General features: G+C 64.4%; 17 protein-coding genes. 6 read left to right on the top strand and 11 right to left on the bottom strand.

Annotated elements, in window-relative coordinates:
- Nucleotides 1–200 precede the first annotated feature (200 nt).
- Nucleotides 201–2,252, top strand: a complete 2,052-nt coding sequence (locus B4L76_RS00420) for an ATP-binding protein (RefSeq protein ID WP_296229744.1) — start codon at nt 201–203, stop codon at nt 2,250–2,252.
- A gap of 5 nt (nt 2,253–2,257) precedes the next feature.
- On the opposite strand, the gene B4L76_RS00415 is transcribed toward B4L76_RS00420, so the two are convergent.
- The 7 genes from B4L76_RS00415 to gspG all read right to left on the bottom strand — a co-directional run bounded on the left by B4L76_RS00415 (nt 2,258) and on the right by gspG (nt 12,938).
- Nucleotides 2,258–3,871, bottom strand: a complete 1,614-nt coding sequence (locus B4L76_RS00415; RefSeq protein WP_296229743.1) for a response regulator — start codon at nt 3,869–3,871, stop codon at nt 2,258–2,260.
- Between the two features lie 80 nt (nt 3,872–3,951).
- Nucleotides 3,952–5,007 carry a tetratricopeptide repeat protein gene (locus tag B4L76_RS00410; protein WP_296229742.1) on the bottom strand — a complete coding sequence of 352 codons (1,056 nt, stop codon included), beginning with the start codon at nt 5,005–5,007 and terminating at the stop codon, nt 3,952–3,954.
- 266 nt (nt 5,008–5,273) lie between these two features.
- Nucleotides 5,274–6,689, bottom strand: coding sequence for an efflux transporter outer membrane subunit (locus B4L76_RS00405; protein WP_296229741.1), 1,416 nt, complete (start codon nt 6,687–6,689; stop codon nt 5,274–5,276).
- Nucleotides 6,686–9,865, bottom strand: a complete 3,180-nt coding sequence (locus tag B4L76_RS00400) for an efflux RND transporter permease subunit (protein WP_296229740.1) — start codon at nt 9,863–9,865, stop codon at nt 6,686–6,688. The genes B4L76_RS00405 and B4L76_RS00400 overlap by 4 nt, the downstream gene beginning before the upstream one ends.
- Before the next feature lie 12 nt (nt 9,866–9,877).
- Nucleotides 9,878–11,119 (bottom strand): multidrug efflux RND transporter periplasmic adaptor subunit MexE, encoded by a 1,242-nt coding sequence (gene mexE / locus B4L76_RS00395; RefSeq protein WP_296229739.1) that lies wholly within the window; start codon nt 11,117–11,119, stop codon nt 9,878–9,880.
- A gap of 191 nt (nt 11,120–11,310) precedes the next feature.
- Nucleotides 11,311–12,501: a type II secretion system F family protein gene (locus tag B4L76_RS00390; protein WP_296229738.1), complete on the bottom strand. Its 1,191-nt coding sequence runs from the start codon at nt 12,499–12,501 to the stop codon at nt 11,311–11,313.
- A gap of 11 nt (nt 12,502–12,512) precedes the next feature.
- Complete coding sequence (gene gspG / locus B4L76_RS00385) at nt 12,513–12,938, bottom strand: type II secretion system major pseudopilin GspG (RefSeq protein ID WP_296229737.1); 426 nt, start codon at nt 12,936–12,938, stop codon at nt 12,513–12,515.
- 183 nt (nt 12,939–13,121) lie between these two features.
- Between gspG and B4L76_RS00380 the strand changes: the two genes are divergently transcribed.
- From B4L76_RS00380 to B4L76_RS00365, 4 genes are all read left to right on the top strand, one after another.
- Nucleotides 13,122–13,712: a lytic transglycosylase domain-containing protein gene (locus tag B4L76_RS00380; protein ID WP_296229736.1), complete on the top strand. Its 591-nt coding sequence runs from the start codon at nt 13,122–13,124 to the stop codon at nt 13,710–13,712.
- Nucleotides 13,713–13,838: 126 nt separating this feature from the next.
- On the top strand, nt 13,839–15,308 hold the full coding sequence (locus B4L76_RS00375; protein ID WP_296229735.1) for a sensor histidine kinase: 1,470 nt from the start codon (nt 13,839–13,841) through the stop codon (nt 15,306–15,308).
- A 216-nt stretch (nt 15,309–15,524) separates the two neighbouring features.
- Nucleotides 15,525–17,015, top strand: a complete 1,491-nt coding sequence (locus B4L76_RS00370; RefSeq protein WP_296229734.1) for a sensor histidine kinase — start codon at nt 15,525–15,527, stop codon at nt 17,013–17,015.
- Nucleotides 16,984–18,411 carry a sigma-54-dependent transcriptional regulator gene (locus B4L76_RS00365; RefSeq protein ID WP_296229733.1) on the top strand — a complete coding sequence of 476 codons (1,428 nt, stop codon included), beginning with the start codon at nt 16,984–16,986 and terminating at the stop codon, nt 18,409–18,411. The genes B4L76_RS00370 and B4L76_RS00365 overlap by 32 nt, the downstream gene beginning before the upstream one ends.
- A 39-nt stretch (nt 18,412–18,450) precedes the next feature.
- On the opposite strand, the gene B4L76_RS00360 is transcribed toward B4L76_RS00365, so the two are convergent.
- From B4L76_RS00360 to B4L76_RS00350, 3 genes are all read right to left on the bottom strand, one after another.
- Nucleotides 18,451–18,744, bottom strand: a complete 294-nt coding sequence (locus B4L76_RS00360) for a hypothetical protein (RefSeq protein WP_296229732.1) — start codon at nt 18,742–18,744, stop codon at nt 18,451–18,453.
- An 84-nt stretch (nt 18,745–18,828) separates the two neighbouring features.
- Complete coding sequence (locus B4L76_RS00355; RefSeq protein ID WP_296229731.1) at nt 18,829–20,181, bottom strand: GntP family permease; 1,353 nt, start codon at nt 20,179–20,181, stop codon at nt 18,829–18,831.
- A gap of 105 nt (nt 20,182–20,286) precedes the next feature.
- Nucleotides 20,287–20,826: a gluconokinase gene (locus B4L76_RS00350; protein ID WP_296229730.1), complete on the bottom strand. Its 540-nt coding sequence runs from the start codon at nt 20,824–20,826 to the stop codon at nt 20,287–20,289.
- A 205-nt stretch (nt 20,827–21,031) separates the two neighbouring features.
- Between B4L76_RS00350 and B4L76_RS00345 the strand changes: the two genes are divergently transcribed.
- Nucleotides 21,032–22,051: a LacI family DNA-binding transcriptional regulator gene (locus B4L76_RS00345; protein ID WP_296229729.1), complete on the top strand. Its 1,020-nt coding sequence runs from the start codon at nt 21,032–21,034 to the stop codon at nt 22,049–22,051.
- A gap of 122 nt (nt 22,052–22,173) precedes the next feature.
- Here the strand turns inward: B4L76_RS00345 and B4L76_RS00340 are convergent, their stop codons facing one another.
- Nucleotides 22,174–25,467, bottom strand: coding sequence for a transporter substrate-binding domain-containing protein (locus tag B4L76_RS00340; RefSeq protein ID WP_296229728.1), 3,294 nt, complete (start codon nt 25,465–25,467; stop codon nt 22,174–22,176).
- Nucleotides 25,468–25,469: the final 2 nt, after the last annotated feature.

Below are 25,469 nucleotides of genomic sequence, written 5' to 3'. Positions count from 1 at the left end.
TCCTGTCGGCAACCTGAATGGGCCGTTGCGCTCTGGCTCGGGAAAACCTAATGAGCATAGCCGTCCGCTGCAGGTACGTCATAGCGCCTGGTGTGCGTTGTGCTAACTTGAACAGCATTCATGGGCGAGCCCGTCCGGGGAGGCGACGCCCATGATCAGCCTTGAGCACAGCGGGGTGAGAATAATTGGTCGCAAACGGTATGCCGTACCAGTCCGCGTCGCAGGTGGCTCTGCAACCGCCTGCTGCGCCGCCGGCCGAGACGATTGCCGAACGGATTGCGCAGTTCGACTGGGGCCGGACTTCGCTCGGGCCATGGCCGCGCTGGCCGGCATCGCTGCGTATCGCGGTCGACATCATGCACCTGTCTCCATTCCCATGTGCCGTGGTCTGGGGGCCTGATCTTTGCGTGGTTCACAATGAAGCCTACCGGGCGTTGCGGCCCGTTGCCCCGGATGCGTTGGGCATGGCCTTCGAGGCATTATGGAGCGATGTCTGGCCACACATGGGGCCGTGGGTATTCAAGGCTCTTGAGGGGCGCTCGAGTTTTGTCGAGGACCCACCGCTGCGTATCACCTGCGGCGCAGGTGCCGAGCCGCTCTGGTGTGCGTTCGGGTATGCCCCGTTGCACGATGAACTGGGTAGCGTGGCAGGGCTCCTGCACACCGTGATCGAGACCACCGCCGACCTCGACGCCCACCGTCATTGGCGCGAACAGGCACGTAGTTTCGAATTGCAGATCGAACGGCATGTGGCCGAGCGTGAGCAGTTCTGGCAATTGTCGCGTGACGCGATGATGACCGTGACCCCCGAACTGCGGATGTGTGCCGCCAACCCCGCCTGGTACCGCATCCTGGGCTGGACGGAAGAGCAGGTACGTGATGCGCTGGTGCTGGACCTGGTTCATCCGGCCGACCGTGCGGAAGTACAGGTGGCCGTTAGCGGGTTCCTGCAGTACCACGCTACCGAGCAGATCGAGACACGCCTGCGTCACCGTGATGGCCATTATCACTGGTTTCGCTGGAGCGCGCGTTTCGATGGCAGCCTGTTGACCGCGGTTGGCCGAGACATCACCGAAGACCGTGAGGAAGCCGCCCGACAATCCGAAGCATTGATGCGCAACCATCAACGCCTGGAAGTAGTCGGTCAGTTGGCCGGCGGCGTCGGCCACGAAATGAATAATTTACTGTCCGGTATTGGCGGTAGTCTCGAACTGTTGCAGCGCCGCTTTCAGCAAGGGCGCCTGGAGCGGGTCGAGGCTTATGTAGAACTGGCCCGCGATTCGGTGCTGCGCGCGATGGAGCTGACCCATCGCCTGCTGGCCTTTTCACGGCATCAGCCCCTGGCCCCGAAGGTGCTGGATTTCAACCGGCAGTTGCGCTTGAGCGAACCTCTGCTGCTCAGGGCATTGGGCGCAGAGATGGGTCTGCACTGGCAGCTGGATGTGACGCCGTGGGCGGTATGCCTCGATGTTCCCCAGCTCGAAAATGCCTTGATCAACCTCTGCACCAACGCTCGCGAAGCCTGTCTGGACCGGGGCAATGTCACATTGCACAGTGTCAACGAGCGCCTGAAGGCCTGGTTTCCGGATGAACACGGCTTGCCGCCCGGCGATTATGTAGCCTTGCATGTCGAAGATGATGGTCATGGCATGCCGGCAGCGGACATCGCCAGGGCCTTTGAGCCTTTCTTCACCACCAAGCCCATCGGGCGCGGGTCCGGGCTTGGCTTGTCGATGGTGTATGGCTTCGTCGGCCAGTCGGGAGGCTACGCCTGGATCGAATCGACGCCGAACCAGGGCACCCGGGTTTCCATGCTTTTTCCAAGGTGCCATGAGCCGGTCCCCGAGCCGCCGCGGGTGATCCAGCGCGCGCAGCGCATGGCGTGCGGAGAGCGCCTGCTGCTGGTCGATGATGAACTGGGTTTGCGCGCGGTGATGCGCGAGTACCTGGTCGAACGTGGTTTCGACGTCACCGAGGCGGGCGACGCCAATTCCGCGCTGGAGCGCTTCCGCCATGACGGCCCGTTCGACCTGGTGATCACCGACATCGGCCTGCCGGGTGGTTTCAGTGGTCGACAAGTGGCCAGGGCCATGCGCATGCAGCTTGCGCAGCAGAAGGTGCTGTTCATCACCGGCTACGCGGATCAGCGGATCGAGGCGCAGTTGCTTGACCAGCCAGGCACGGCATTGATGAACAAACCGTTTCCGCTGGCGGATCTTGCGAACGAGGCGCTTCGCCTGCTCGATGAGTGAGCGGCTCAGGGCCGGCCCAGAATCTGCGTCACCAATGCCTGCAGTTGCTGCAATTCGAACGGCTTGCCCATCAGGTGCATACCTGCAGCCAGGAAGCCGTCGCGGACCATGGCCGTTTCCGCGTAGCCGGTGATGAACAGAACCGGCAAGCGCGGGCGCAGGCTGCGGGCAATCTCGGCCAGTTGCCGGCCGTTCATGCCGGGCAGGCCGACATCCGTGAGCAGCAGGTCGACGGGTTGGCTCGAGCGCAGCACCTTCAGCCCGTCATTGGCATCGGCGCCACTGTGGCAGGCAAAGCCCTCTTCGCGCAGGGCCTGGCACAGTAACTGGCGTACATCCGGATCGTCCTCGACCACCAGCACGTGATGGCCCCGGCAATTCTGCACGGGTAGCATCGGCTCATGCGATGCCTGGGTCTGGCCCAGGTGCCGCGGCAAGTACAGGTCCACCCGGGTTCCTTGGCCGAGCTGGCTATGCAGGGTGACATGGCCGCGGGACTGCTTGCTGAAACCGTACACCATCGACAGGCCGAGGCCGATGCCCTGGCCGATCGCCTTGGTACTGAAGAACGGCTCGAAAGCGTGCGCCAGCGTGCTTTGCGCCATGCCTTGGCCGTCATCGATGATACGCAGGCGGACATAGTCACCGGCACACAGGGCGCCGTCGGTGACATGCCCGGCACTGATAGCCTGGTTAGTCGCCTCGATGCGCAGGTGGCCACCACTGGGCATGGCTTCGCAGGCATTCAGCAGCAGGTTGTCGAGCGCCTCCTGTAATTGCTGGCTATCGGCCTCTATCGGCCACAGGCCCTCGGTAATGTCCACCTGCACGGCCACCGCCGGGTTGACGCAGGCTTCCAGGCGCTTCGCCTGGAGCAACTGGTGCAGGTCGATGCGCTGGCTGTGCAGCGATTGCCGGGAAGAGAAGGCCAGCAGGCGGTGGGTCAGCCGGGCGGCGCGTGATACCGCTTCGCGGCCCATGCGCAGCATGGTGTCGAGGCTGTCACTGCGGCCCTGCTTCAGGCGCCGGTCAATTAGCTCGAAACTGCCGCCGATGCTGGTGAGCAGGTTGTTGAAATCATGTGCGACCCCGCCGGCGAGTTGGCCAATGGCCTCCATATTACGCGCCTGGTAGCGGGCGAACTCGCTGCGCTCCGGCGTCTCGCCGGGTGATATGCCCTGCGCTTGCAGGCGTAGCTGCAGTTCTAGCAACTGATCGCGTACACGATACTGTCGGCGTCGGGTGCGCAACGCGGACTGGGCCATCTGCAGCAGTAGGTCATCTTCGAACGGTACAGCCAGCCACATCAGATTGCCCAATGGCGTGTGACCTGAAGTCATAACGCTGCGATTGTCCTGGATAAGCACGATGGGCAGGTCCGACCAGCTGGGTTGCTGGTCGAGGAACGCCTGCAGCAGGGGGCTCGGGCCTGCGTCGAATACCTGCTCGGCAATGATCGCCAGGCCTGCGCTCTCCGCCAGACAAGCCTGTAGCTGGGGCAGGTCGGGCGCGCACAGGCTGTCGATGCCGGCGCAAGCGAGCAGCCGATCGATATCTGCGGCTAACGGCGAGGGCGCGAGGATCAAGGCACGTTGTTCCAGCGCCAACGAACTGACCAAAACAATTCTCCCGCAAGGGTGGTCCGATACCCACTGGACCTCGGTCAAGGCTGCTGGGTTCAACCGAGTTACAGCGTGGCCTACAGGCCTTGTTGCAATACCGGATCGTCCGGATTCTGCTGCTCCAGCTCTGCCAACAGCACTTGCACGTTCTGCAACTGGCCGGTCTCTTTCCAGTACTGGATCAGCAACACCCGTGCCCGGCGATTGGCCGGTTGCCGACTGAGCACAGTTTCCAGCTGCTTCTGCGCTGCATCGACCTGTTCCAGCTCATGCAGGGTGACCGCCAGGGTGTAGCGGTAGTCGGTATTGTCCGGGTCCAGCTCGACTGCGCGGGACAAAGCCAGCAGCGCGTACTCGCGCTGCTCATGACGGTTCAGCCAGAGGCCTAGCTCGTACTGCAGAAAGGCCGAGTCGGGACTCAGTGCCAGGGCCTTGGCCAGTACCTGCCGCGAGGCATCATGATGGCCCTGGCGTTCCAGCAGGCGTACCTGGGTGGCCAATGCATCGAGGTTGCCGGGGGCTATCGCCAAGGCTCGCTGCAGAGCGGCGGCGGCGTGGTTGTAGTCGTTTTCATGGAGGAACAGGCGCGCCAGGTGTACTTGGGCGTCAGTATCCCGGGATTGTTGCTCCAGTGCCTGTTGATACTGTTCGAGGGCTGCCTGCAACGGGCCGAAATACAGGCCGATGGCGTCCGGGTCGAGACCCAGCAGGGCATCTACGGCGGCAAAGCGCACGCTTTGCTCCTGGTCGTCCAGCAGCGGGCCAAGCACCAGGCTGCGCTGCGCCGCCGGCAGCAGGCGGCGGATGCTGGCGATGGCCGCCCGACGTACTAGCGGGTCGCCATGTTCGAGGTCCTGGCGGGCGAGCTTCAATGCCTGCGGCGAAGGGTAGTTGGGCAATTCGGCGTACAGGGCGGCACGCCGGACCGGAGGCAGGTCGTTGCGTTGCAGTTGCTGGTACAACACCCGCGCAGCGCCGGGCTGGCCTTCGTGGGCCTGGCGCAAGGCCTTGGCGTAGCTGTGCGCAGGCAAGGTTGGCGGCGGCGGTTGGTCATCGCGCCACAGATAGCCGAACAGGGCCGACACCACGATCAACAGCAGCAGGGCGATCAGGTAGCGGTTGCGTCTGGGCATCGGACGATCCGTGGCGGCGGGAAGGCAGAGCTTGGGGCAGGCGGGGGGTAAATGCAACCGGGTGGGGGCTGTCAGGTGCCTGCCTCGGGTTTTGCGGGTGCGCAGGTCCAGCGCCGTCCGCCCGGTGCCGAACTCACAGGCAATGCCCATCCCTTGCCCCCCGCACCCGATATTCCTCTGCGGCCATAAAAAAGCCCCGCAAACCAAGGCCTGCGGGGCAAACGGTTGGGGGAGGAGCCAACCAAAGGAGTCGTTGAAACAGGGAGTCAGCGGGCGCTAGCGACGGCCTCCGGTTGCCAGCCGCCGCCCAGGGCCTTGTAGATCGAGACGATGCCGCGGTACAACTCGACTTCACCCTGGGCTTGAGCATCTTCCGCACTGAGCCGCTCACGCTCGGCATCGAGCAGCACCAGGTAGTCCACCGTACCCTCGCGGTAACGAACCGAAGCCAGCTCCGCAGCCTTGCGGCTGGCATCGCTCTGGCGCATCAGCGACAGCAGCCGCTGCTGGGTCTTGTCGTAATCGCTGAAGGCATTGGCCGATTCTTCCAGGGCCAGCAAAACCTGCTGTTCATAGTTGGCCAGCGCCCCTTCGGCATCGGCCTTGGCGCCGCGCAGGCGCGCCCTCACGCTGCCCAGGTCGAAGGCCGCCCAGGTGATGCTCGGGCCGAGGGCCCAGGCGTTGGCTGCCGAGGAACCGATCTGCGAACCGCGGGCGGCAGTAAAGCCGAGGAAGCCACTGAGGCTGACGCGGGGAAACAGGTCAGCCGTGGCCACGCCGACATTGGCCGTGGCCGCCGCCAACTGGCGCTCGGCACTACGGATGTCCGGGCGACGACGCAGCAGCTCTCCCGGGTCTCCCACGGGCAGCGCCTTGGCGATTGCCGGCAGAGCCTTGGGCGACAGGTCGACACTGAGCGCCTCGGGGCGCTGGCCAAGCAAGGTTGCGATACGGTGCCGGGCACGGGCCTGTTCCGCCTGCAGCTGTGGCACCGTGGCCTCGACCCCGGCCAGGCGCGCATCGGCACGCACCACATCGAGGTCGTTGCCGACGCCAGCGTCCCGCAGGGTTTCAGTGATGGCCCGCGATTCCTGCTGGGTCTTGAGATTGGCCAGGGCGATCTTCTCGCGCAACTGTGCACCACGCAGCTGGCCATAGGCATCGACCAGCTCGGCAATCAGGCTGACCTGCAGCTGCTGCAGGTCGGCCGCAGCCACCGCTTCCTGGGCTTCGCTGGCTTCGATCTGGCGCTGGATGCGGCCAAACAGGTCAAGCTCCCAGGCCATGTCCAGGCCCAGGTCGTAGCGCTCGCTGTTAACCCGCTGCGTGGTCTGGCCGGGGATCTGGCCCTTGCCGATATCGCTGCTGGCACGGCTGGTGACCACCGGGAACTGATCGTTCTCGGCGTCTTCGCGGATCGAGCGCGCCGATTTCAGCCGGGCGAAGGCCACGCGCAGGTCACGGTTGCCGTCCAGCGAAGCCTGCACCAGCTGGTTCAGTACCGGGTCGTCGAACTGCTTCCACCACAGGCTTTCGAAGCGGCTACGGTCGTAGGCCTTGGCCTGTACGTCGCTGCCCAACTGCGCGGGTTCGGTGGCTGGTGCCTGGTAGTCCGGGCCTACTGCACAGGCTGCCAGGGCCAGCGCCAACAGGCTCGGGGTCAGGGGTTTGAGCAGGTTCATGCATGGCTCTCCAGCGAGTGGACGCGTTCGGCCTTGCGGGCCTGGCGGCGTTCGACGAAACGGCGGATCAGGAAGAAGAACACTGGGGTGAGGAAGAGGCCGAACACGGTCACCCCGATCATCCCCGAGAACACTGCCACGCCCATCGCATGGCGCATTTCCGAACCGGCACCGGAGGAGAACACCAGCGGAACCACACCCATGATGAACGCGATCGAGGTCATCAGGATCGGCCGCAGACGCAGACGGCAGGCTTCCAGCACCGCGGCCAGCGGATCGAGGCCCTCGGCCTGCTTGTCCTTGGCGAACTCGACGATCAGGATCGCGTTCTTGCACGCCAGGCCCACCAGCACGATCAGGCCGATCTGAGTGAAGATGTTGTTATCACCGCCGGAAATGATGACTCCGGTAATCGCCGACAGCAGGGTCATTGGCACGATCAGGATCACCGCCAGCGGCAAGCTCCAGCTTTCATACTGCGCAGCCAGCACCAGGAACGCCAGCAACACGCACAGCGGGAAGACGAACAGCGCGGTGTTGCCCGCCAGGATCTGCTGGTAGGTCAGGTCGGTCCATTCGAAGGTCATGCCGTTGGGCAATTCCGCTTTCAGCAACTTCTCCATCGCCGCTTCCGCCTGGCCAGAGCTGTAGCCCGGGGCCGCAGCGCCGTTGATTTCTGCGGTGATGAAGCCGTTGTAGTGCATGACCCGGTCCGGCCCGGAGGTGTCGCTGACCTTGAGGAAGGTCGCCAGCGGGATCATCTCGCCGAGGTTGTTGCGTACCTTCAGCTGGCCGATCTGTTCGGCATCGAGGCGGAACTGCTGCTCAGCCTGGACATTGACCTGGTAGGTGCGGCCAAAGCGGTTGAAGTCGTTGGTGTACAGCGAGCCCAGGTAGACCTGCAGGGTATCGAAGATATCGGTGATCGCCACGCCGTGGGTCTTGGCCTTTTCCCGGTCGATGGCCGCATCCACCTGCGGCACGTTGACCTGGTAGCTGGTGAACAGGCCCGCCAGCTCCGGCACGTTGCGGCTCTTGGCGATGATGTTCTGGGTTTCCTTGTACAGCGCTTCGTAGCCCAGGTTGCCGCGGTCCTCGATCTGCAGGCGGAAGCCGCCGATGGTGCCCAGGCCTTGTACCGGTGGTGGCGGGAAGATCGCGATGTAGGCGTCCTGGATATCGGCGAACTGGGCATTCAGCGCGGCAGCGATCGCCGCAGCGGACTGGCTTGGGTCCTTGCGCTCGTCGAACGGCTTGAGCGGGGTGAACACGATGCCGCTGTTCGGGCTGTTGGTGAAACCGTTGATCGACAGGCCAGGGAAGGCTACCGAGTCGGCCACGCCAGGCTGCTTCAGGGCGATTTCACTCATGCGCTTGATCACCGCTTCGGTGCGGTCGAGGCTGGCGGCGTCAGGCAGTTGGGCGAAGGCCACCAGGTACTGCTTGTCCTGCGCCGGGACGAAACCGGTCGGGGTGGACGAGAAGCCCAGGTAGGTCAGGCCCATCAGGCCGGCATACACGAACAGGGCGATACCGCTGGAGCGGATGACCCGGCGCACGCCACCGACGTAGTGGTTGGAAGCGCGGTCGAAGAAGCGGTTGAACGGCGCGAACAGCCAGCTGCCCAGCAGCTTTTCCAGGAACCGCGAGAAGCGGTCCTTGGGCGCATGGTGGTCCTTGAGCAGCACCGCTGCCAGGGCCGGCGACAGGGTCAGCGAGTTGAAGGCCGAGATCACCGTGGAAATCGCGATGGTCAGGGCGAACTGCTTGTAGAACTGCCCGGTCAGGCCGGAAATGAACGCGGCAGGCACGAACACGGCGCAGAGCACCAGGGCAGTGGCGATGATCGGGCCGGTCACCTCGCCCATGGCCTTTTGCGTGGCATCCAGCGGTTTCAGGCCCAGGCCGATGTTGCGCTCGACGTTTTCCACCACCACGATGGCGTCGTCCACCACGATACCGATGGCCAGGACCAGGCCGAACAATGACAGCGCGTTGAGCGAGAAGCCGAACAGGTGCATGACCGCGAAGGTACCGATCAGCGAGACCGGCACCGCCAGCAGCGGGATGATCGAGGCGCGCCAGGTCTGCAGGAACAGGATCACCACCAGCACCACCAGCACCAGCGCTTCGAACAGGGTGTGCACCACCGCTTCGATGGAGCCGCGGACGAATACGGTCGGGTCATAGACGATGCTGTAGTCCATGCCTTCGGGGAAGTCCTTCTTCAGCTCGGCCATTTTCGCCCGCACTTCGTCGGAAATCTCGATGGCGTTGGAGCCAGGGCGCTGGAAGATCGGGATGGCGACCGCCGGCTGGTTGTTCAGCAGCGAGCGCAGGGCGTACTGGCTGGAGCCGAGCTCGACCCGGGCGATGTCCTTCAGGCGGGTGATTTCACCATCGGCACCGGCACGAATGATGATGTTCTCGAATTCTTCCTCGTTGACCAGGCGGCCCTGGGTGTTGATCGACAGCTGGAAGCTGGTCGAACCCGGGGCGGGCGGGGCGCCCAGTTGGCCGGCAGCCACCTGGCGGTTCTGCTCGCGGATCGCGGCCACCACATCACTGGCGGTGAGGTTGCGCGAAGCGGTCTTGTTCGGGTCGAGCCACACGCGCAGCGAGTAGTCGCCCATGCCGAACAGCTGCACGTCGCCCACGCCACCCAGGCGCGCCAGCTCGTCCTTGATGTTGAGGATGGCGTAGTTGGACAAGTAGAGCATGTCGTAGCGGTTGTCCGGCGAGGTCAGGTGCACGACCATGGTCAGGTCGGGCGAGGCCTTGTCGACGGTGATACCGATCCGGGTCACTTCCTCGGGCAGCTTGGGCTGGGTGCGGGTGACACGGTTCTGTACCTGCACCTGGGCATTGTCCAGGTCGGTGCCCAGGGCGAAGGTGATGGTCAGCGTCAGCTTGCCGTCAGCGGTGGACTGCGAAGACATGTACAGCATGTTCTCCACGCCGGTGATGGCCTGCTCCAGCGGCGCGGCCACGGTTTCGCCGATGACCTTGGGGTTGGCGCCGGGGAAGTTGGCACGCACCACTACGGTCGGCGGCACGACTTCGGGGTATTCGCTGATCGGCAGCTGGAACAGCGAGATCGAGCCTGCGATCAGCAGCACCAGCGACAGCACTGCGGCGAAGATCGGCCGGGTAATGAAGAATTTCGAGAAGTTCATCGGTGGGGTCCCTTAACCGCGTGGCGCCGGGGCGCTGGCGACTTTCACATTGTTGCCCGCCACCTTCGGCGCCGGGTTGCTGGCCTCCAGGGCCTGGCGCTGCTGGGCGAGGGCGGCGAGGGTCTGTTCACTGGCCATTGGCGTCTCTTCCGGCGTTACCGGCGAACCCGGGCGCACACGCTGCAGGCCCTTGACCACGATGCGGTCGTCCTTGCCCAGGCCGCTGCGCACGATACGCAGGCCTTCCAGCTTCGGCCCCAGCTCGACGGCGCGGTAAGTGGCCTTGTTGTCCTTGTCCATCACCAGTACGAACTTCTTGCCCAGGTCGGTGCCAACCGCTTCGTCGTTGATCAGCACGGCCTGGTACTGGGCGCTGCCGACCAGCTTCAGGCGGGCGTACAGGCCCGGGGTGAACTGGCCGTCGCTGTTGTCGAACACTGCCCGGCCGCGGATGGTGCCGGTGCGCGGGTTGACCTGGTTGTCGACGAAGTTCATCTGCCCCAGGTGCGGGTTGCCGGTTTCGTTGGTCAGGCCCAGGTACACGGGGGTGCTCTGGCCACGCTGACCTTCGCGGGCCAGCTGGGTGTACTTGAGGTATACACGCTCGTCGGCGTCGAAGTAGGCATAGACCTTGTCGGTAGACACCACGCTGGTCAGCGGGGTGACATCGGCAGTCACGATATTGCCGGCAGTGAACTGGGCACGGCTGACCCGGCCGCTGATCGGCGCGGTGACACGGGTGAAGCTGAGATTGAGGCGTGCCAGGTCAAGCTGGGCCTGGATCGCATCAACCCCGGCGCGGGCTTCGGCGGCGGCGCTGCTGCGCGACTCGGCCAGCTCGGCGGAGATGGCGTTGCTGTCACGCAGGCGTTCGCCGCGGCGCGCTTCGTTGGCACTGCGGATGGCAGTGGCCTTGGCCTGCTGCAGTTGTGCTTCGAGGCGGCGGACCTCGGCCTGGAACGGGCGTGGGTCGATCTGGAACAGCAGGTCGCCTTTCTTGACCTGGGCGCCTTCGGTGAATGCCACCAGGTCGATCTGGCCGGACACCCGCGGGCGTACTTCGACGGTTTCCGGGGCCTCGAGGCGGCCGGTGAACTCGTCCCATTCATTGATCGGTTGCTCGATCACCTTGGCCACACTGACCTTCGGCGCGGTGGGAGCCTGCACAGCGTCGGGGGTTCGGCCGCAAGCGCTGATCACCATCACTGCCAGGGCAGCGAGGGGCAAGCGCAAGGGTTTGAATGATTGTTCCATGGAGAACTCCGCCAGAATATGAGTAGTGGGCGGAGTGTGAGTGTCTTGCGCGCAAGGCACGAATCGAACGGGACGAAGGTTATTATCACGCGGAATGATATCGGCGCAGCGATCATCGACGGCAACCACGGTTTGCCTGTCGGGCCGCATTCCAGAGCCCCCGCCGCGTGCAGGCGAAGGTGCCCCACACCTCAGTGAATGCTCGATGCCAGCTCGAAGATCGGCATGTACATCAGGACCACGATCAGGCCGATCAGCAGGCCGATGAACGTCATCAGCAGCGGTTCGAACAGTTTGACGAACCATTCCACCCAGCGGCCGATTTCCTGGTCGTGAAAATCGGCGCAGCGCTCCAGCATCTCGCCCAGGTTGCCGGACTGCTCACCGGCCCGCAGCAGGCGCAGCGAGACCGGCGTCACCAGTTGCCCGGCCTCCAGCGCTTCGGACAGCGGCAGGCCTTCGCCCACCCGCTGGCAGGCCTGCTCCAGGCCCTGGGCGGCGACGCTGCCGAGCAGGCCGCGGGCCATACCCATGGCGTTGAGGACCGGAATGCCGCCTTGCAGGAGGATGCCCAGCGAGCGGTAGAAGCGTGCCAGTTCGTACCTCAGCAAGCGCTGGTGCAACGCCGGCAGACGCCGCAACTGGCGGGCAGCCCAGCGCCGCACCGGCGGTTGGCGGCGCAGCAGCCATAGCAGCGTGAGCAAGCCGATGCCGCCCAGTGCCAGTGGCAGTTGCCGGGCGTGCAGGAACAGGCCGACCTGCATGAGGCCGCGGGAAAGCCAGGGCAACTCGCTGCCCATCCCCTCGAACACCTGGCTGAAACGCGGTACCACGTAGCCCAGCAGGAACAACACCACGCCACCGCCCACCAGCAACAGCAGCAAGGGGTAGACCGAAGCCCCCAGCAGCTTCTGCCTTACCAGGTCCAGGCGCTGGCGGTAGCCGATGTAGCGGGTGAGGGCATCAGCAAGAGCACCGGTACGCTCGCTGGACTGCACCAGCGCCACGTAAAGCGGCGGGAATGCCCGTGGTTGCGCGGCCAGGGCCTGGGACAGCGAATGGCCCTCATACAACTGGCGGACCAGCTGGTTCAATACCTTGCGCGTCGCGCCCGCCGGGGATTTTTCCGCCAGGCTTTCCAGGGCGTCGACCAGCGGCAGGCCGGCGCCAAGCAGGGTTGCCAGTTCCTGGCTGAACAGCACCAGCTCGAAGCTGGCCTCGCGGCGCCTGGCCAAGTGCCACAGGGCGCCGCGATGGCCACGCAGGCTGAGCACGCGCAGGCCCTGGTCCTCGGCCTGACGGCGGGCCTGCTCGGGGTCCTCGGCGTCGATCTGCAGTTGCACCACGCCCTGTCTGCCCAGGGCCTTGAGGACATAGCGCATGGCCGCGCCGCCTACTGCCAGCTGGTGATTTCGGCGTTTTCGCCGTCGCCACCCGGCTGGCCGTCCCTGCCCATCGACAGCAGGTCGTATTCACCGCCATTCTCGCCGGGCTGCCGGTAGATATATGGCCGTCCCCATGGGTCTTGCGGCACGGCCTTCTGCAGGTACGGGCCGGTCCAGCGCGTTTCGCCACTGGGCGCGACCACCAGTGCCTGCAGGCCCTGCTCGCTGTTGGGGTAGTGGCCGACTTCGAGCCGGTACAGGTCCAGAGCCTTGCTCAGCCCCTCTATCTGCGCCCGCGCGACCTTGGCTTCGGAGCGGCCAAGCTGGCTGAAGTACTTGGGCGCAACGATGCCAGCCAAAAGGCCGAGCACCACCAGCACGACCAACAGTTCGAGCAGGGTGAAGCCACGTTGGGGGGTGGTTCTGCGTTGCATGGTGAAGCCCTCCGCTGCATCGGGACTCGCGTGTGCAAGCACCATGCAACAGCCGTGCACGTCTGCGTTGGGGCCTTGCGCCATGCCGCAACGGATGCGGCACAGTGCTTGCGTCGTGCTATCGACCTCGGGTTTTCCGGGGCATTTCCCCCAGTTTGGGGGCACGACGAAGAGGCGACCGACATGCGTGGACTCATTCTCGGTTTGGTCTGGCTGGCCGCAGGCGCTGCCCAGGCCGATGTGTACGTGTCCATCGATGCCAAAGGCAGCTATATACTGACCAACGTCCATCGACCCGGGCGCCTTTACGAGACTGTGATCAGCGAGCCGCAGGGCCAGGCCGGGACGGCCAACGCGCAAATGATCACCGGCCGTCCCTACGCCAGGGTGGTTGCCGCTGCGGCGCGCGCCCACGATGTTCCGCCGGCGCTACTGCATGCGGTGATCAAGGCCGAGTCCGGTTACAACCCCAAGGCGCGGTCACCGGCCGGCGCGGTAGGGTTGATGCAGCTGATGCCGGATACCGCCCGTGAGATGGGCGTGCAAAACCGCCTGGACCCGGAAGACAACGTGCAGGGCGGGGCGCGCTATCTCAAGCGCATGCTCGACCTGTTCGACAACGACATCACCCTGGCGGTAGCCGCCTACAACGCCGGCCCCGAGGCGGTGCTACGCCGCGGCGCGGTACCGCCGTTCGCCGAGACCCGGCGCTATGTGCCCGATGTGTTGCGGGAATACCGCAGGTTGCAGGGCCTGACAGACAGCAGCCCCTGACCCACCAGCAGGCGCCGAGGCGCGCCGGGACCAGGCAATACCCTTCGGCGACTGCCATCGGGCCGAAGCGATGCCTTCCCCGACTCTGGGCTAACCTTCTTAAGGTGCCCAGTCGTGGAGTCCGCCATGGACGTCCTTCCTCGTTTCGACACTGATGAAGTGCCTGCCAGTAGCGAGCTGGCCACCTCGCGCAGACCGTTCGACCTGCTGCGCTGGTACGCCTGGGTCAGCCTGGCCGTCATTCTCTCGGTGGCGGCCGGGCTGGGGCTGATATCCAGTCGTTTCATCATCGACGAAAGCGTCGAGCGCGATGCCTTGCTCACCGCGCAGTTCATCACCTCCATCGCCGACGCCGAAGTGCGCCATCTGTCGCTCCCCAATGTGCATACCATGGGTGAACTGCTCGACCCGCGCAACGACCGCAACAACCTGATCGGCGTCGACCCGGACGCCCGGCGCAGGGCGCGTGGCGAATTCCTCGACCACATCGCCCACCTGCCCGACATGCTGTTGGCCAATATCTACGCGCCGGACCGAACGGTTATCTGGTCCACCAACCCGGCGCTGGTCGGCAAGCTGATCGAAGGTGACGCCGAACTGGATCGGGCCTTCGAGTACAAGATGCGGGTTGCGGCCAGTTATCAGGACGTCGAACAGGTCCGTGCCGAACGGAAGTTCGTCACCCCGCCCGAGCGGCTGTTCATCGAGAACTACATTCCGCTGTTCACTGCCGATGGTGAGCAGGTCACGGCAATGGTCGAGATCTACAAGGAACCCCATGACCTGATCGGGCGCATCGAGCGTGGGCTGACCCTGATCTGGCTGGCGATCGCCGTCGGCGCCGGCCTGGTCTATTTCGGCCTGTACGGCATCATGCACCGCGCCGCGCGGCTGCTGACGGTGCAGCAGAAGCGCCTGGTCAACAACGAAACCTATGTGGCGCTGGGGGAGGTGTCTTCGGCGGTGGCCCACAGCCTGCGTAACCCCTTGGCCAACATCCGTTCCAGCGCCGAACTGGCGCAGGCCTTCGACGATGGCCCGGCGCAGCGCAACGTCAACGAAATCATCAACCAGGTAGACCGCATGTCGCAGTGGATCCGGCAGATGTTGCAATCGCTGCGCCCGATCGACGATGAGGCGGTGGCGGTGGACCTGCCGCAGGCCTTGCAGGATAGCCTGCAGGCTTACGCGGTGCCGCTGGCACGCGGCGGGGTGAGCCTGGACCTGCAGGCATTGCCGGCAGTGCAGATACTGGGGCACCCGACGCTACTGCGGCAGGTTTTCAGCAGCCTGATCGCCAACGCCCTGGAGTCGATGGAGCAGGGTGGGCGGCTGCGTGTCGAGGTGGTGCGGCATGACCGACGCAGCCTGACCCTGCGCCTCTGCGACAATGGCAAGGGCATGAGCGAAGCGCAGCAGCGCATGGCCTTCCGGCCCTTCTTCACCACCAAGCAAGGAGGGCTGGGAGTGGGGCTGGTGCTGGTGAAACGCATCATGGAACGCTTCGGTGGCACGATCCGGCTTAGCAGCAGCGAAGGCCGTGGCACCCGGGTTTCGTTAGGTTTCCGGCTGTTCGAATCTTCTGAAAAACATTAGGAGCCTTTCGTAAGAATTTGTTTTTGCTAGAAATATTAGTTTTGGGTGAAATGCCCCAAATGTGGGGCTTTTTCCTCGATCTGGACTTAACAAATTTGGCTAACTTGTTGATCAAAAAAGATTATTAGTAGTTTTTCCATGGCTGGCTGGATTTTTGCTGTCCGGTGGTAGAGCGCGACAATGCATGGCAGCTGCGGCTGCAGGGGTGGAAGGCACATGAAAACGCTGGAGAACGACGTTCATGGCAAGGCCAGGACCGCTCGCGGTCTGGCTATGCCATTGCTCGAGTTCAACCTGCAGCGTTGGTTCTCGCTGATCAGTTTGCTGATCATTGCCGCCGTGGCGGGCGGGCTGGGTTATGTGTCGACACGTTTCGTGGTGCGCGACAGTGTCGAGCGCGACGCCATGCTGACCGCTCAGTTCATCCAGGCCATCGCACAGGCCGAGGTGCGCCATTCGCAATTACCCCCGGGCAGCACCCTGGGCGAGCTGCTCGATCCCCGCCTGGACCGGCAGCACTTGCAATTCACCCCGGCGCTGGCCGAATCGACCCGGGCGGAATTCCTCGACCATGTCGCGCACCTGCCGGATATATTGTTGGCCAACGTCTATGCCCGCGATCGCACCATCACCTGGTCGACCAACCCGGCGCTGATCGGCCAGCGCATCGAGGCCGATGGCGACCTCGACCGCGCTTTCCGCTCGCGCAAGGCCGTCTCGGCCAGTTACCACCAGCCCAACGATGACCGCGAAGAGCAGAAATTCCAGCGTGAACCGCGTTCGCTGTTCATTGAAAACTACATTCCGCTGTTCGACAGCCAAGGCGAACAGGTGCTATCCATGGTGGAAATCTACAAGGAGCCCCGGGACCTGGCCCGGCGCATCCAGCGCGGCTACGTGTTGATCTGGGCCTCGACCCTGGTGGGCGGGGCGCTGATCTACTTCGGCCTGTACTGGATCGTGCGGCGTGCCGCGCAACTGCTGCAGCTGCAGCAGGACCGGCTGGTGGCCAATGAAACCTATGTCGCCCTTGGCGAGATGTCGTCTGCGGTGGCGCATAGCCTGCGCAACCCGCTGGCGAACATCCGCTCCAGCGCCGAACTGGCCCAGGAGATCGCCACCCCTGCGGCGCAAAAGAATATCGCTGACATCATCAGCCAGGTCGACCGCATGTCGCGCTGGGTCCGCGATTTTCTGGTGTCGCTGCGCCCGACCAGCGACGAGGCCGAAGCCGTGGACCTGGTGGCGGCCATCGAGGACACCCGCCTGGCTTTCGCCCAGCAGATCGAACGCAACGGCATACGCTTCCGCTACGAAGGCCCCGGCTTGCAGTGGGTGACCAGCCAGCCGCTGCAGCTCACGCAGATTCTCAACTCCCTGTTTTCCAATGCCCTGGAAGCCATGCCTGACGGCGGCCTGCTGCGTGCCCAGGTCAGTGTGAAGGATGGCCAGCGTGCCGAGTTCGTCCTGGCCGACACCGGCAAGGGCATGAGTCAGCAGCAGGAGCGCATGGTGTTCAAACCGTTCTACACCACCAAGCAGGGCGGACTTGGCGTAGGCCTGGCCTTGGTCAAGCGCATCATGGAGCGTTTTGGCGGTTCGGTCAGCCTGAGCAGCCGCGAAGAGGAAGGAACCCGCGTCAGCCTCACATTCAACATTGCAGCGGGAGGGGCCCATGGAGCACAGCATCCTGGTAGTCGAGGATGATGAAGTCCTCGCCGACAACATCCGTACCTACCTCAGCCTCAAGGGCTTCGAGGTCGCCGTGTGCGACAACGCGGAACTGGCGCTGGAGCACATCAAGCGGGCCCGCCCCGATGCAGTGCTGACCGACAACTCGCTGCCGGGCATGAGCGGGCACGACCTGCTGCGCACCCTGGTGGCACAGGTGCCGGACCTGAAAGTGATCATGATGACCGGTTACGGCAATGTCGAAGATGCGGTACAGGCCATGAAGGAGGGGGCTTTTCATTACCTGACCAAGCCGGTGGTACTGGCCGAGCTCAAGCTGACCCTGGACAAGGCCCTGGCCACCGAACGCATGGAGCGCACGTTGTCGTTCTACCAGGAACGCGAGGCGCAGAAGTCCGGCTTGCAGGCGTTGCTCGGCGAATCACCGAGCATGCTTACCCTCAAGCACACGTTGCGCCAGCTGCTGGATGCCGAGCGGCGCATGACCAGCATCGACTTGCCGCCAGTACTGATCGAAGGCGAAACCGGTACCGGCAAAGAACTGGTGGCGCGTGCCCTGCATTTCGATGGTTCACGCAGCAAAGGGCCGTTCATCGAGTTCAACTGCGCCTCGATCCCGGCCAACCTGCTGGAAGCCGAGTTGTTCGGGCACGAGAAGGGCGCCTTTACCGATGCCAAGGAGCGCCGGGTGGGCCTGGTAGAGGCGGCCGATGGCGGCACCCTGTTCCTCGACGAGATTGGCGAGATGGACCTGACATTGCAGGCCAAGCTGCTCAAATTGCTGGAGGACCGCAGTATCCGCCGCATAGGTGCGGTGAAGGAGCGCAAGGTCGACCTGCGGGTGATCAGCGCCACCAATTGCAACCTCGAGCAGATGGTGCAACAGGGCAAGTTCCGCCGCGACCTGTTCTTCCGCCTGCGCATCATAGCCCTGAAAGTGCCACGCCTGTACGCCCGTGGCCAGGATGTGCTGCTGCTGGCGAGGCATTTCCTGGCCCATCACGGCAGGCGTTATGGCAAGCCGAACCTGCGCTTTTCCGCCGAAGCGGAAAACCTGATGCTCGGCTACAGCTGGCCGGGCAACGTGCGTGAGCTGCGCAACATGCTGGAGCAGACCGTGCTGCTGGCTGCGAATGACGTGGTGCAGGCGCACCAGCTGAACCTGTGCCTGACGCTGATTGACGAGCCAATGGTGCAGCAACCGGCGCCTGCGATGTTCGACATACCCCGGCATGAGCCCGAGCCAGGGACCAGCCTCCCGGACATGGAGCGCGACCTGGTGTGCAGGACACTGGACCGCACGGACTGGAACGTGACCAAGTCCGCGCGCATGCTTGGCCTGTCGCGGGACATGCTGCGTTACCGCATCGAGAAGCTGGGGCTGATCAGGCCGGACAAGCGCCAGTGGTGATTCACCGCCACAGGGTAGGTGAACGCTACCGGCTATGGATCAACGCTGGCTATCGGCGCCACCCTGCCGCCCGGTTCCTTCCGAGCCGCTGCCATCCATGCCCGGCAAGTCCCGGTTGTCATTCTGCTTGGTCGGCGGGCTGTCGGGGTCGTTGCCCTTGATCCGCGGGTCGGTATCGCGTGGCATGGGCTGCTCGATGGGGTTGAGGGTGCTGTCCACACCCGGCTTGGGCGCCGGATTGTGCGGGTCGTCCGGGTAGGTGGGGCCAGTGCCGGCGGCCAGGGCCAGCGGCGCAACGAACAGGGCGATCAACAGGATGCTTGAGCGGGGCATGGCAGGCTCCTTGGTTTTGGGTAGGGTTGTTACTTCCTTTCGGCCCTACCCGGCGCAACAGGGTGCCATCACCCCGATCAACGGTCACACCACCAGTGACAGCAACAGGATGAAGATGATGCCGACAATCGACAGGATGGTTTCCATCATGCTCCAGGTCTTGAAGGTTTCCGCCACGGTCATGTTGAAGTACTGCTTCACCAGCCAGAAACCGGCATCGTTGACATGCGACAGGATCAGCGAGCCAGCACCGGTGGCCAGTACCAGCAGCTCACGGTTCACCCCCGGCACCAGGTCAATCACCGGCGCGACGATGCCCGCGCCGGTAATGGTGGCTACCGTGGCGGAACCGGTGGCGATGCGGATCACCGCGGCCACCAGCCAGGCCAGCAGAATCGGCGAGATTTCGGCCTGCACCGCCATCTGCCCGATCACGTTACCCACGCCGGTGTCCACCAGCATCTGCTTGAAGCCACCGCCGGCGCCGACGATCAGCACGATCGCGGCGGTCGGTGCCAGGCTCTGGTCCAGCATCTTCATGATCTGCTGGCGGTTGAAGCCACGGGCCGCGCCGAAGGTGTAGAAAGCCAGCAGCAGAGCCGCGAGCAGCGCGGTGATGGGGTGGCCGACCAGGTCCATCCACTGGCGCACGATATGCTCGGCGGGCAGTACCACGTCGGCGAAGGTCTTCAGCAGCATCAGTACTACCGGCAGCAGCACGGTGACCAGGGTGATGGTGAAGCTCGGCAGGTTGCGCTGGTCGGACTCCTTGGCGATCTGGTCCATCAGCTCCTGCGAGGGGCTGCCGGGGATGTAGCGGGAAATGAAATTACCGAACAGCGGGCCGGCGATGATGGCGGTAGGCAGTGCCACGATCAGGCCATAGAAGATGGTCTTGCCGATATCGGCATGGAAGATGCCGATGGCCAGCAGCGGGCCCGGGTGTGGCGGGACCAGGCCGTGCACCACCGACAGCCCGGCCAGCAGCGGAATGCCGATCTTGATCAACGACACGCCGGAGCGCCGGGCAACGATGAACACCAGCGGGATCAGCAGCACGAAGCCGATCTCGAAGAACAGCGGGATACCGACCAGAAACGCGGCGAACATCATCGCCCAGTGCACGTTTTTCTTGCCGAAGGCGCGAATCAGCGTCTGTGCGATCTGGTCGGCGCCACCGGAGTCGGCCATCAGCTTGCCGAGCATGGTGCCCAAGGCGAGCACGATGCCGACGAAGCCCAGTACACCACCGAAACCGTCCTGGAACGATTTCATCACCTTGGCCACCGGCATGCCGGAGGTCAGGCCAAGGAAGCCGGCCGCGATGGTCAGGGCGACGAAGGGGTGAACTTTGAAGTGGGTGATCAGCAGGATCAGCCCGACGATGGTAACCAGCGCGTCGAGCAGCAGGAAGGTATCATTAGCCAGTCCGAACATGGTTTGAAGGCCTCGGTCTTATCGTTGTTTTGGCGTAGATTTTTTGCAATGTTGCCCGCATCCAAGCGCAAGGTAGCGCTGTCTTTGCCGGGTTGGTAAAGCCGCTCAGGCGCTTTGTGCCAGGCTCCGTTCACCGCTGCGCTTTAGCCAGCTGTCTACCGCTTCGGCAAGCACATCGACGGGTTGGGTAGCATCCAGTGCCAGGGTCAGGGGTTCGCCACGAGGCGATTCCAGGGCAGCGAACTGGCTGTCGATGAGGCTTGCCGGCATGAAATGCCCGGGGCGGGCCAGCACGCGTTTTTCGGCCTCGGCTGGCGACAGTTCGAGGAACACGAATACCAGCCCGGGCATGGCCTCGCGCAGGGTTTCGCGGTAGCGGCGCTTGAGTGCCGAACAGGTCAGGATCGGGCGCTCCCCGGCCTGGGTGGTTGCCTGCAGTTCCTGGCCGAGGCGCACCAGCCAGCCGGCACGGTCGCTGTCGTCCAAGGGGATGCCAGCGCTCATCTTGCGGATGTTTTCGGCAGGGTGGAACGCGTCGCCTTCGATCAGGCGGCCACCGCTTCGGGCGGCGATGGCAGCGCCGATGCAGCTCTTGCCGCAACCGGCCACGCCCATCACCACGATGGCAGACAGGGGAGAATTCATCAGTACCTCCTGCGGGTGAGATAGCGCTGTCTCGTCGTCGACGAGCAGTCACCTCCCCGGTGTTATTGATCTTGTCATACGCAGTATGGACGCTCGGCGGCGAGCCGGTGAGGGCTGCGACCAAAGATTACATTGCCTGCGTCCTGAGACAGCGCTACCTTAGTGGCCGTTCCCTTTCCTTGCAAGTAGTAAAATTACAACATCCATGTCTCGCACCGGCTCGCGTACCACAGGTCGTCCCACCCTGGCAGAAGTTGCCAGGCATTCCGGGGTTTCCCCGATCACTGCATCGCGCGCCTTGCGTGGTGTGAGCACCGTTGCCCCGGCGCTGGTGGAAAAGGTCGTGGCCGCAGCAGCGAGCCTGGGCTATGTGGCGAACCCGGCGGCCCGGGCCCTGGCCTCGGCCCGCAGCCAGTCGGTGGTGGTATTGATCCCGTCGCTGTCCAACCAGCTGTTCATCGACACCCTGGAGGCAATCCACGAGGTCATGCGCCCGCGTGGGCTGGAGGTACTGATCGGCAACTACCACTACGACGTCGCCGAGGAAGAGAACCTGATCCGCAACTACCTGGCCTACCAGCCCTGCGGCATGCTGTTGACCGGCTTCGAACGCAGCGAGGCATCGCGGCAGATGCTGGCGGCCAGCGGCGTGCCCTGCGTGCACATGATGGAACTCAACGGCGACGACGAGGCATTGTCAGTCGGGTTCTCCCAGCAGCAGGCCGGGCGCGCTGCGGCACGCCACCTGATCGAGCGCGGGCGCAAGCGCCTGGCGTTCATTGCTGCGCAGCTCGACCCGCGGGTAATGCAGCGCGCCGAAGGCTTCCGCCAGGCGCTGGCCGAGGCCGGCCTGCAGGCGCCCGAGCTGGAGGTGCTGGCGCCGGAACCTTCGTCCATCGCCCTGGGCAGCGCGCTGTTCAGCCAGCTATTGCTGCAGGCGCCGGACGTCGACGGCATCTTCTTCTGCAACGACGATCTGGCCCAGGGCGCGGTCCTGCAGGCCTTGCGCCAAGGGGTCGAGGTGCCGCGGCAGGTAGCCATGGTCGGTTTCAACGACCTGCCGGCGTCGGCGCACATGGTGCCGCGACTCACGTCGATCCGCACTCCCAGGGCCGCCGTGGGGCGTGGGGCAGCGCAGGCGCTGCTGGCGTTGCTCGACGGCAAGCGGGTAGCGAACGCCCAGCAGGACCTTGGTTTCGAGTTGATGGTGCGGGAAAGCTCCTGACCTGCATGGCTGCAAAAAACAGCGTTGGCTGCGGCGCGGACCAGCAAGGCCAGCCCGGGCGGGCACGGTGAGCATGGAAAGCCAGCAGGGCTCACGGCACGTGGTGGATGCCATTGGCCAGATCAGTTCGACGTTGCAATTGCACTGAGTGCATCGCCCAGCTCGACCAGCAGGTCCTGCAGGCTGTCCTCCAGCTGCATGCGCAGTTGCGCTGTTGGGCGGCCCTGTTCGTGGGCCTGTTCGATCGCTTCGCATGCCTTGACCAGTGTCCGCACCTTGACCATCTTCGCGCCACCCTTGATCCGGTGAGCCAAGGCGCGCAACGCCTCGCCGGAGGCGTCTGCGGCCAGTGCACGCAATGCCGCCAGGTCGTCGCTGACGCTTTGCACCAGTTGCTCCAGCAGATGCCGCACCAGTTGTTCATCGTCCTGGGTCAGGTGACGCAGTTCGCCGAGGTTGAACCCGCTGCCGGGTCGCGTTGGTGGCTGTTGCTGTTGCTGTTGCTGTGGATGCGGCTGGGCCTCGGCCTGGGGCAGATGGGTCTTGAGTGTACGCAGGCCGATCGGTTTGAACAGGCATTCGTCCATGCCGCTGGCCAGGCAGCGGGCACGCTCCTCGGCCTGGGCGTTGGCGGTCACCCCGAGAATGCGACATGGCGGCAGGCCGCGCTCGCTTTCGAGGCTGCGGATACGACGGGTCAACTCATGGCCATCCATGACCGGCATGCTGCAATCAGTTATGACCAGGTCGAAGTGTTCGGCCTGCCAGCGTGTCAAAGCGGTTTCGCCGTTCTCGGCCAGGGTCACGGCATGGCCCAGGGTATGCAGCTGGCGCTCCAGCAACAGCAGGTTGGCGGGGTAGTCGTCGACCACCAGGATGTTCAGCGGGCCGCTGCCGCTTTCCAGCGCTGGGGCATGCTGTTCAGCCTGCGGCGGTGCCGTGCAGGTGGGAAGGTGCAAGTTGACCTGCACCATGGTGCCCACGCCTTCTACGCTTTGCAGGCTCAAGGTGCCGCCCATCAACTCGGCCAGGGTGCGGCTGATGACCAGGCCCAGACCCGCGCCCTGGCGGGCTCGTGGGCCGTCGGCCTGGACGAACGCATTGAACAGCCGGGCCTGGTCGGCAGGGCTGATACCGATCCCGGTGTCACGCACGCTCAGTACCACCGCCAGGTGGTCAGTGTCGTGCGCCGCAAACTGCAGGCTGGCCTGCACTTCGCCACGGTCGGTGAATTTGATGGCATTGCTGATCAGGTTGGACAGCACCTGCTTGAGCCGCAACGGGTCAGCCAGGACCCAGATCGGCGCAGCAGGCAGTTCGCTGTGCAGGTGCAGGCCTTTGGCCCGGGCATTGCCTTCGAACACCCGCACGCTGGCGCGTACCAGTTCGACCAGGTTGGTGGGCACTGGCTGCAGGGTGATGTGCCCGGATTCGATTCGCGAAATGTCCAGGATATCGCCGATCAGCTCAAGCAGGCCGATGGCTGAATCATGGGCGGTCTGCAGGGTCTGGGGGTCGCATCGGCCGCTGCGGCTGTCTTCCAGGGCCAACTCCAGCAGGCCGATCACGGCATTCATCGGAGTGCGGATTTCATGGCTCATGGTGGCCAGGAAGGTACTTTTGGTCTGGCTGGCCTGCTCGGCGTCGTCCTTGGCCTGGCGCAGTTGCTCCAGCAGGCCCCGGCTCAGTGCCAGCTGCGCTTGCAACGCATGTTGGGCCTCGGTGCGCTGGTTGATGAGTTTGCGCAGGTAACTGTTCCAGAACACCACCCCGGCCAGCAGCAAGGCCGATAGCACCAGGACCTGCAGGGCCAGGGTGCGGTAGTCGCGCCAGGGGCTGTCGCTGACCAGGGTGGTGGTGCGCCAGCGGTTGATCAGTTGGTCAAGCTCTTCCGGGGGAATACTCAGCAGAGCCTTGTCGAGGATCGCCTGCAGTTGAGGCTGGTCTGCGGCCACGGCAAAGGCGGCGACGGCGGGGTCGTCATCGAGCACGCTGGCGATGCGCAAACGGTCCTTGAATACATGGCTGATGTAATAGGCAGCATTGATGTGGCTGCTCAGGGCAACGTCGGCGTCACCGTTGGCCACGGCCTCCATCAGGCCGAGCGAGTTGTCCACTTCGACCACCTTGGCCTGCGGATAGCGTCGCTGCAGCAGGGCCAGTTGCGGAGAGCCGCGTATCAGGGCAATGCGCTGGCTCTGCAGCGCGCTGGCCGCCACCGCTGACCGGGTGTCGCTGCGCGAGACCAGTACCCGTGGGCTGACCAGGTAGGGGCGGGTATAGCGCAGCTGTTTCGAACGGTCTGCGCCATAGCCCAGGGCACCGATCATTTGCGCGTCTCCGCGAACCAGGCGCTCGATCATGGTCTGGGCCGAAGGGCTTTCGATCGGCTTGAAGCGCAACCCCGTGCGCAGCGATATCTGCTTGAGCAGATCGAGGGTGATGCCGCTGGGGCGATGCTGGGTGTCGTTGAAAGTCAACGGTGCCAGCGACGTGTTGATCAGCACGCTGATGTCGGGGTTGGCAGCGATCCAGGCCTCTTCCTCATCGGTCAGTGCGGCGAGATGGCGCTGCAACAGCAGGCTGGTGTTACCGCTGCTCCAGCGGCGCAGGATGTTCAGGCGTTCGCTATCGCTGATGCGCGCCAGCGCCGCGTCCACCAGCCGGCGCAGGCGTGGATTGTCATTGGCCAAGGCAAAGGCGAACCCCCCGGGGGCGACCGGGCAGAAATGGTCGATCTTCAAGGTGCCCTGGTAAATCTTGCCAATCGTGAAATCGGTGCTGATGGCATCGCCCAGGTAGGCGTCGGCTTCACCCAGCTCGACGGCGGCCAGCCCGGCGAGGGTCGAGCGATACAGGCTCAGTTGGGCTTTCGGGTACAGGGCACGGACGCTGCTGGCGGGCAGGTAATGGTCGACCATGGCCAGGCGCAGGCCGGCGAGATCGGCGATGTTCTTCAGGCTCGACCCCTCGCGGGTAACGATGACCGGCAGGTCATCGGCATAGCGCGCGCTCAGGCTGAGCTGGGCGTCGGCCGCCTCGAACGCGTTGGAACTGCCCAACAGGTCGATCCGGCCGTCCCGCAGCGCAGCGATGGCTTCATGACGGCTGTCGAAACGGCGCACTTCGATGTCGATACCTAGTTGCTCGGCAATGATGCCTGCGTAGTCGGCGCTGAGGCCCTCATAGTCACGCTGGCTGACGTTGATTTCCAGCGGTGGGTAGTCGGGCCGTGAACTGCCCAGCACCAGACGCTGGCGTTGCTGCAGCCATTGCCGGTCCTCGCTGGACAGTGCCAGTGGCGCGGCGGCGCTGACCGAGCGGGCCAGCAACTGGCGGGGTTCGCTATTGGCCAGCAGCGCGCCGGAGCTGAACAGGCCGATGGCCAGAAGGGCGCTTGTCAGCAGGCGCTTCATGG

Source organism: Pseudomonas sp. UBA4617 (genome assembly GCF_002386445.1).
Taxonomy (GTDB): domain Bacteria; phylum Pseudomonadota; class Gammaproteobacteria; order Pseudomonadales; family Pseudomonadaceae; genus Aquipseudomonas.
The sequence above is the reverse complement of the archived record's forward strand: the minus strand, read 5'-3'. Positions and strand labels throughout refer to the sequence as shown.

What these genes read in the sequence shown, in the direction of transcription:
- B4L76_RS00345 (WP_296229729.1), top strand. Translation starts at nt 21,032, where the DNA reads ATGTCTCGCACCGGCTCGCGTACCACAGGTCGTCCCACCCTGGCAGAA.
- B4L76_RS00355 (WP_296229731.1), bottom strand. Translation starts at nt 20,181, where the DNA reads ATGTTCGGACTGGCTAATGATACCTTCCTGCTGCTCGACGCGCTGGTT.
- B4L76_RS00420 (WP_296229744.1), top strand. Translation starts at nt 201, where the DNA reads ATGCCGTACCAGTCCGCGTCGCAGGTGGCTCTGCAACCGCCTGCTGCG.
- B4L76_RS00375 (WP_296229735.1), top strand. Translation starts at nt 13,839, where the DNA reads ATGGACGTCCTTCCTCGTTTCGACACTGATGAAGTGCCTGCCAGTAGC.
- B4L76_RS00405 (WP_296229741.1), bottom strand. Translation starts at nt 6,689, where the DNA reads ATGAACCTGCTCAAACCCCTGACCCCGAGCCTGTTGGCGCTGGCCCTG.
- B4L76_RS00370 (WP_296229734.1), top strand. Translation starts at nt 15,525, where the DNA reads ATGAAAACGCTGGAGAACGACGTTCATGGCAAGGCCAGGACCGCTCGC.
- B4L76_RS00410 (WP_296229742.1), bottom strand. Translation starts at nt 5,007, where the DNA reads ATGCCCAGACGCAACCGCTACCTGATCGCCCTGCTGCTGTTGATCGTG.
- B4L76_RS00350 (WP_296229730.1), bottom strand. Translation starts at nt 20,826, where the DNA reads ATGAATTCTCCCCTGTCTGCCATCGTGGTGATGGGCGTGGCCGGTTGC.
- mexE (WP_296229739.1), bottom strand. Translation starts at nt 11,119, where the DNA reads ATGGAACAATCATTCAAACCCTTGCGCTTGCCCCTCGCTGCCCTGGCA.
- B4L76_RS00400 (WP_296229740.1), bottom strand. Translation starts at nt 9,865, where the DNA reads ATGAACTTCTCGAAATTCTTCATTACCCGGCCGATCTTCGCCGCAGTG.
- B4L76_RS00365 (WP_296229733.1), top strand. Translation starts at nt 16,984, where the DNA reads ATGGAGCACAGCATCCTGGTAGTCGAGGATGATGAAGTCCTCGCCGAC.
- B4L76_RS00380 (WP_296229736.1), top strand. Translation starts at nt 13,122, where the DNA reads ATGCGTGGACTCATTCTCGGTTTGGTCTGGCTGGCCGCAGGCGCTGCC.
- B4L76_RS00390 (WP_296229738.1), bottom strand. Translation starts at nt 12,501, where the DNA reads ATGCGCTATGTCCTCAAGGCCCTGGGCAGACAGGGCGTGGTGCAACTG.
- gspG (WP_296229737.1), bottom strand. Translation starts at nt 12,938, where the DNA reads ATGCAACGCAGAACCACCCCCCAACGTGGCTTCACCCTGCTCGAACTG.
- B4L76_RS00340 (WP_296229728.1), bottom strand. Translation starts at nt 25,467, where the DNA reads ATGAAGCGCCTGCTGACAAGCGCCCTTCTGGCCATCGGCCTGTTCAGC.
- B4L76_RS00360 (WP_296229732.1), bottom strand. Translation starts at nt 18,744, where the DNA reads ATGCCCCGCTCAAGCATCCTGTTGATCGCCCTGTTCGTTGCGCCGCTG.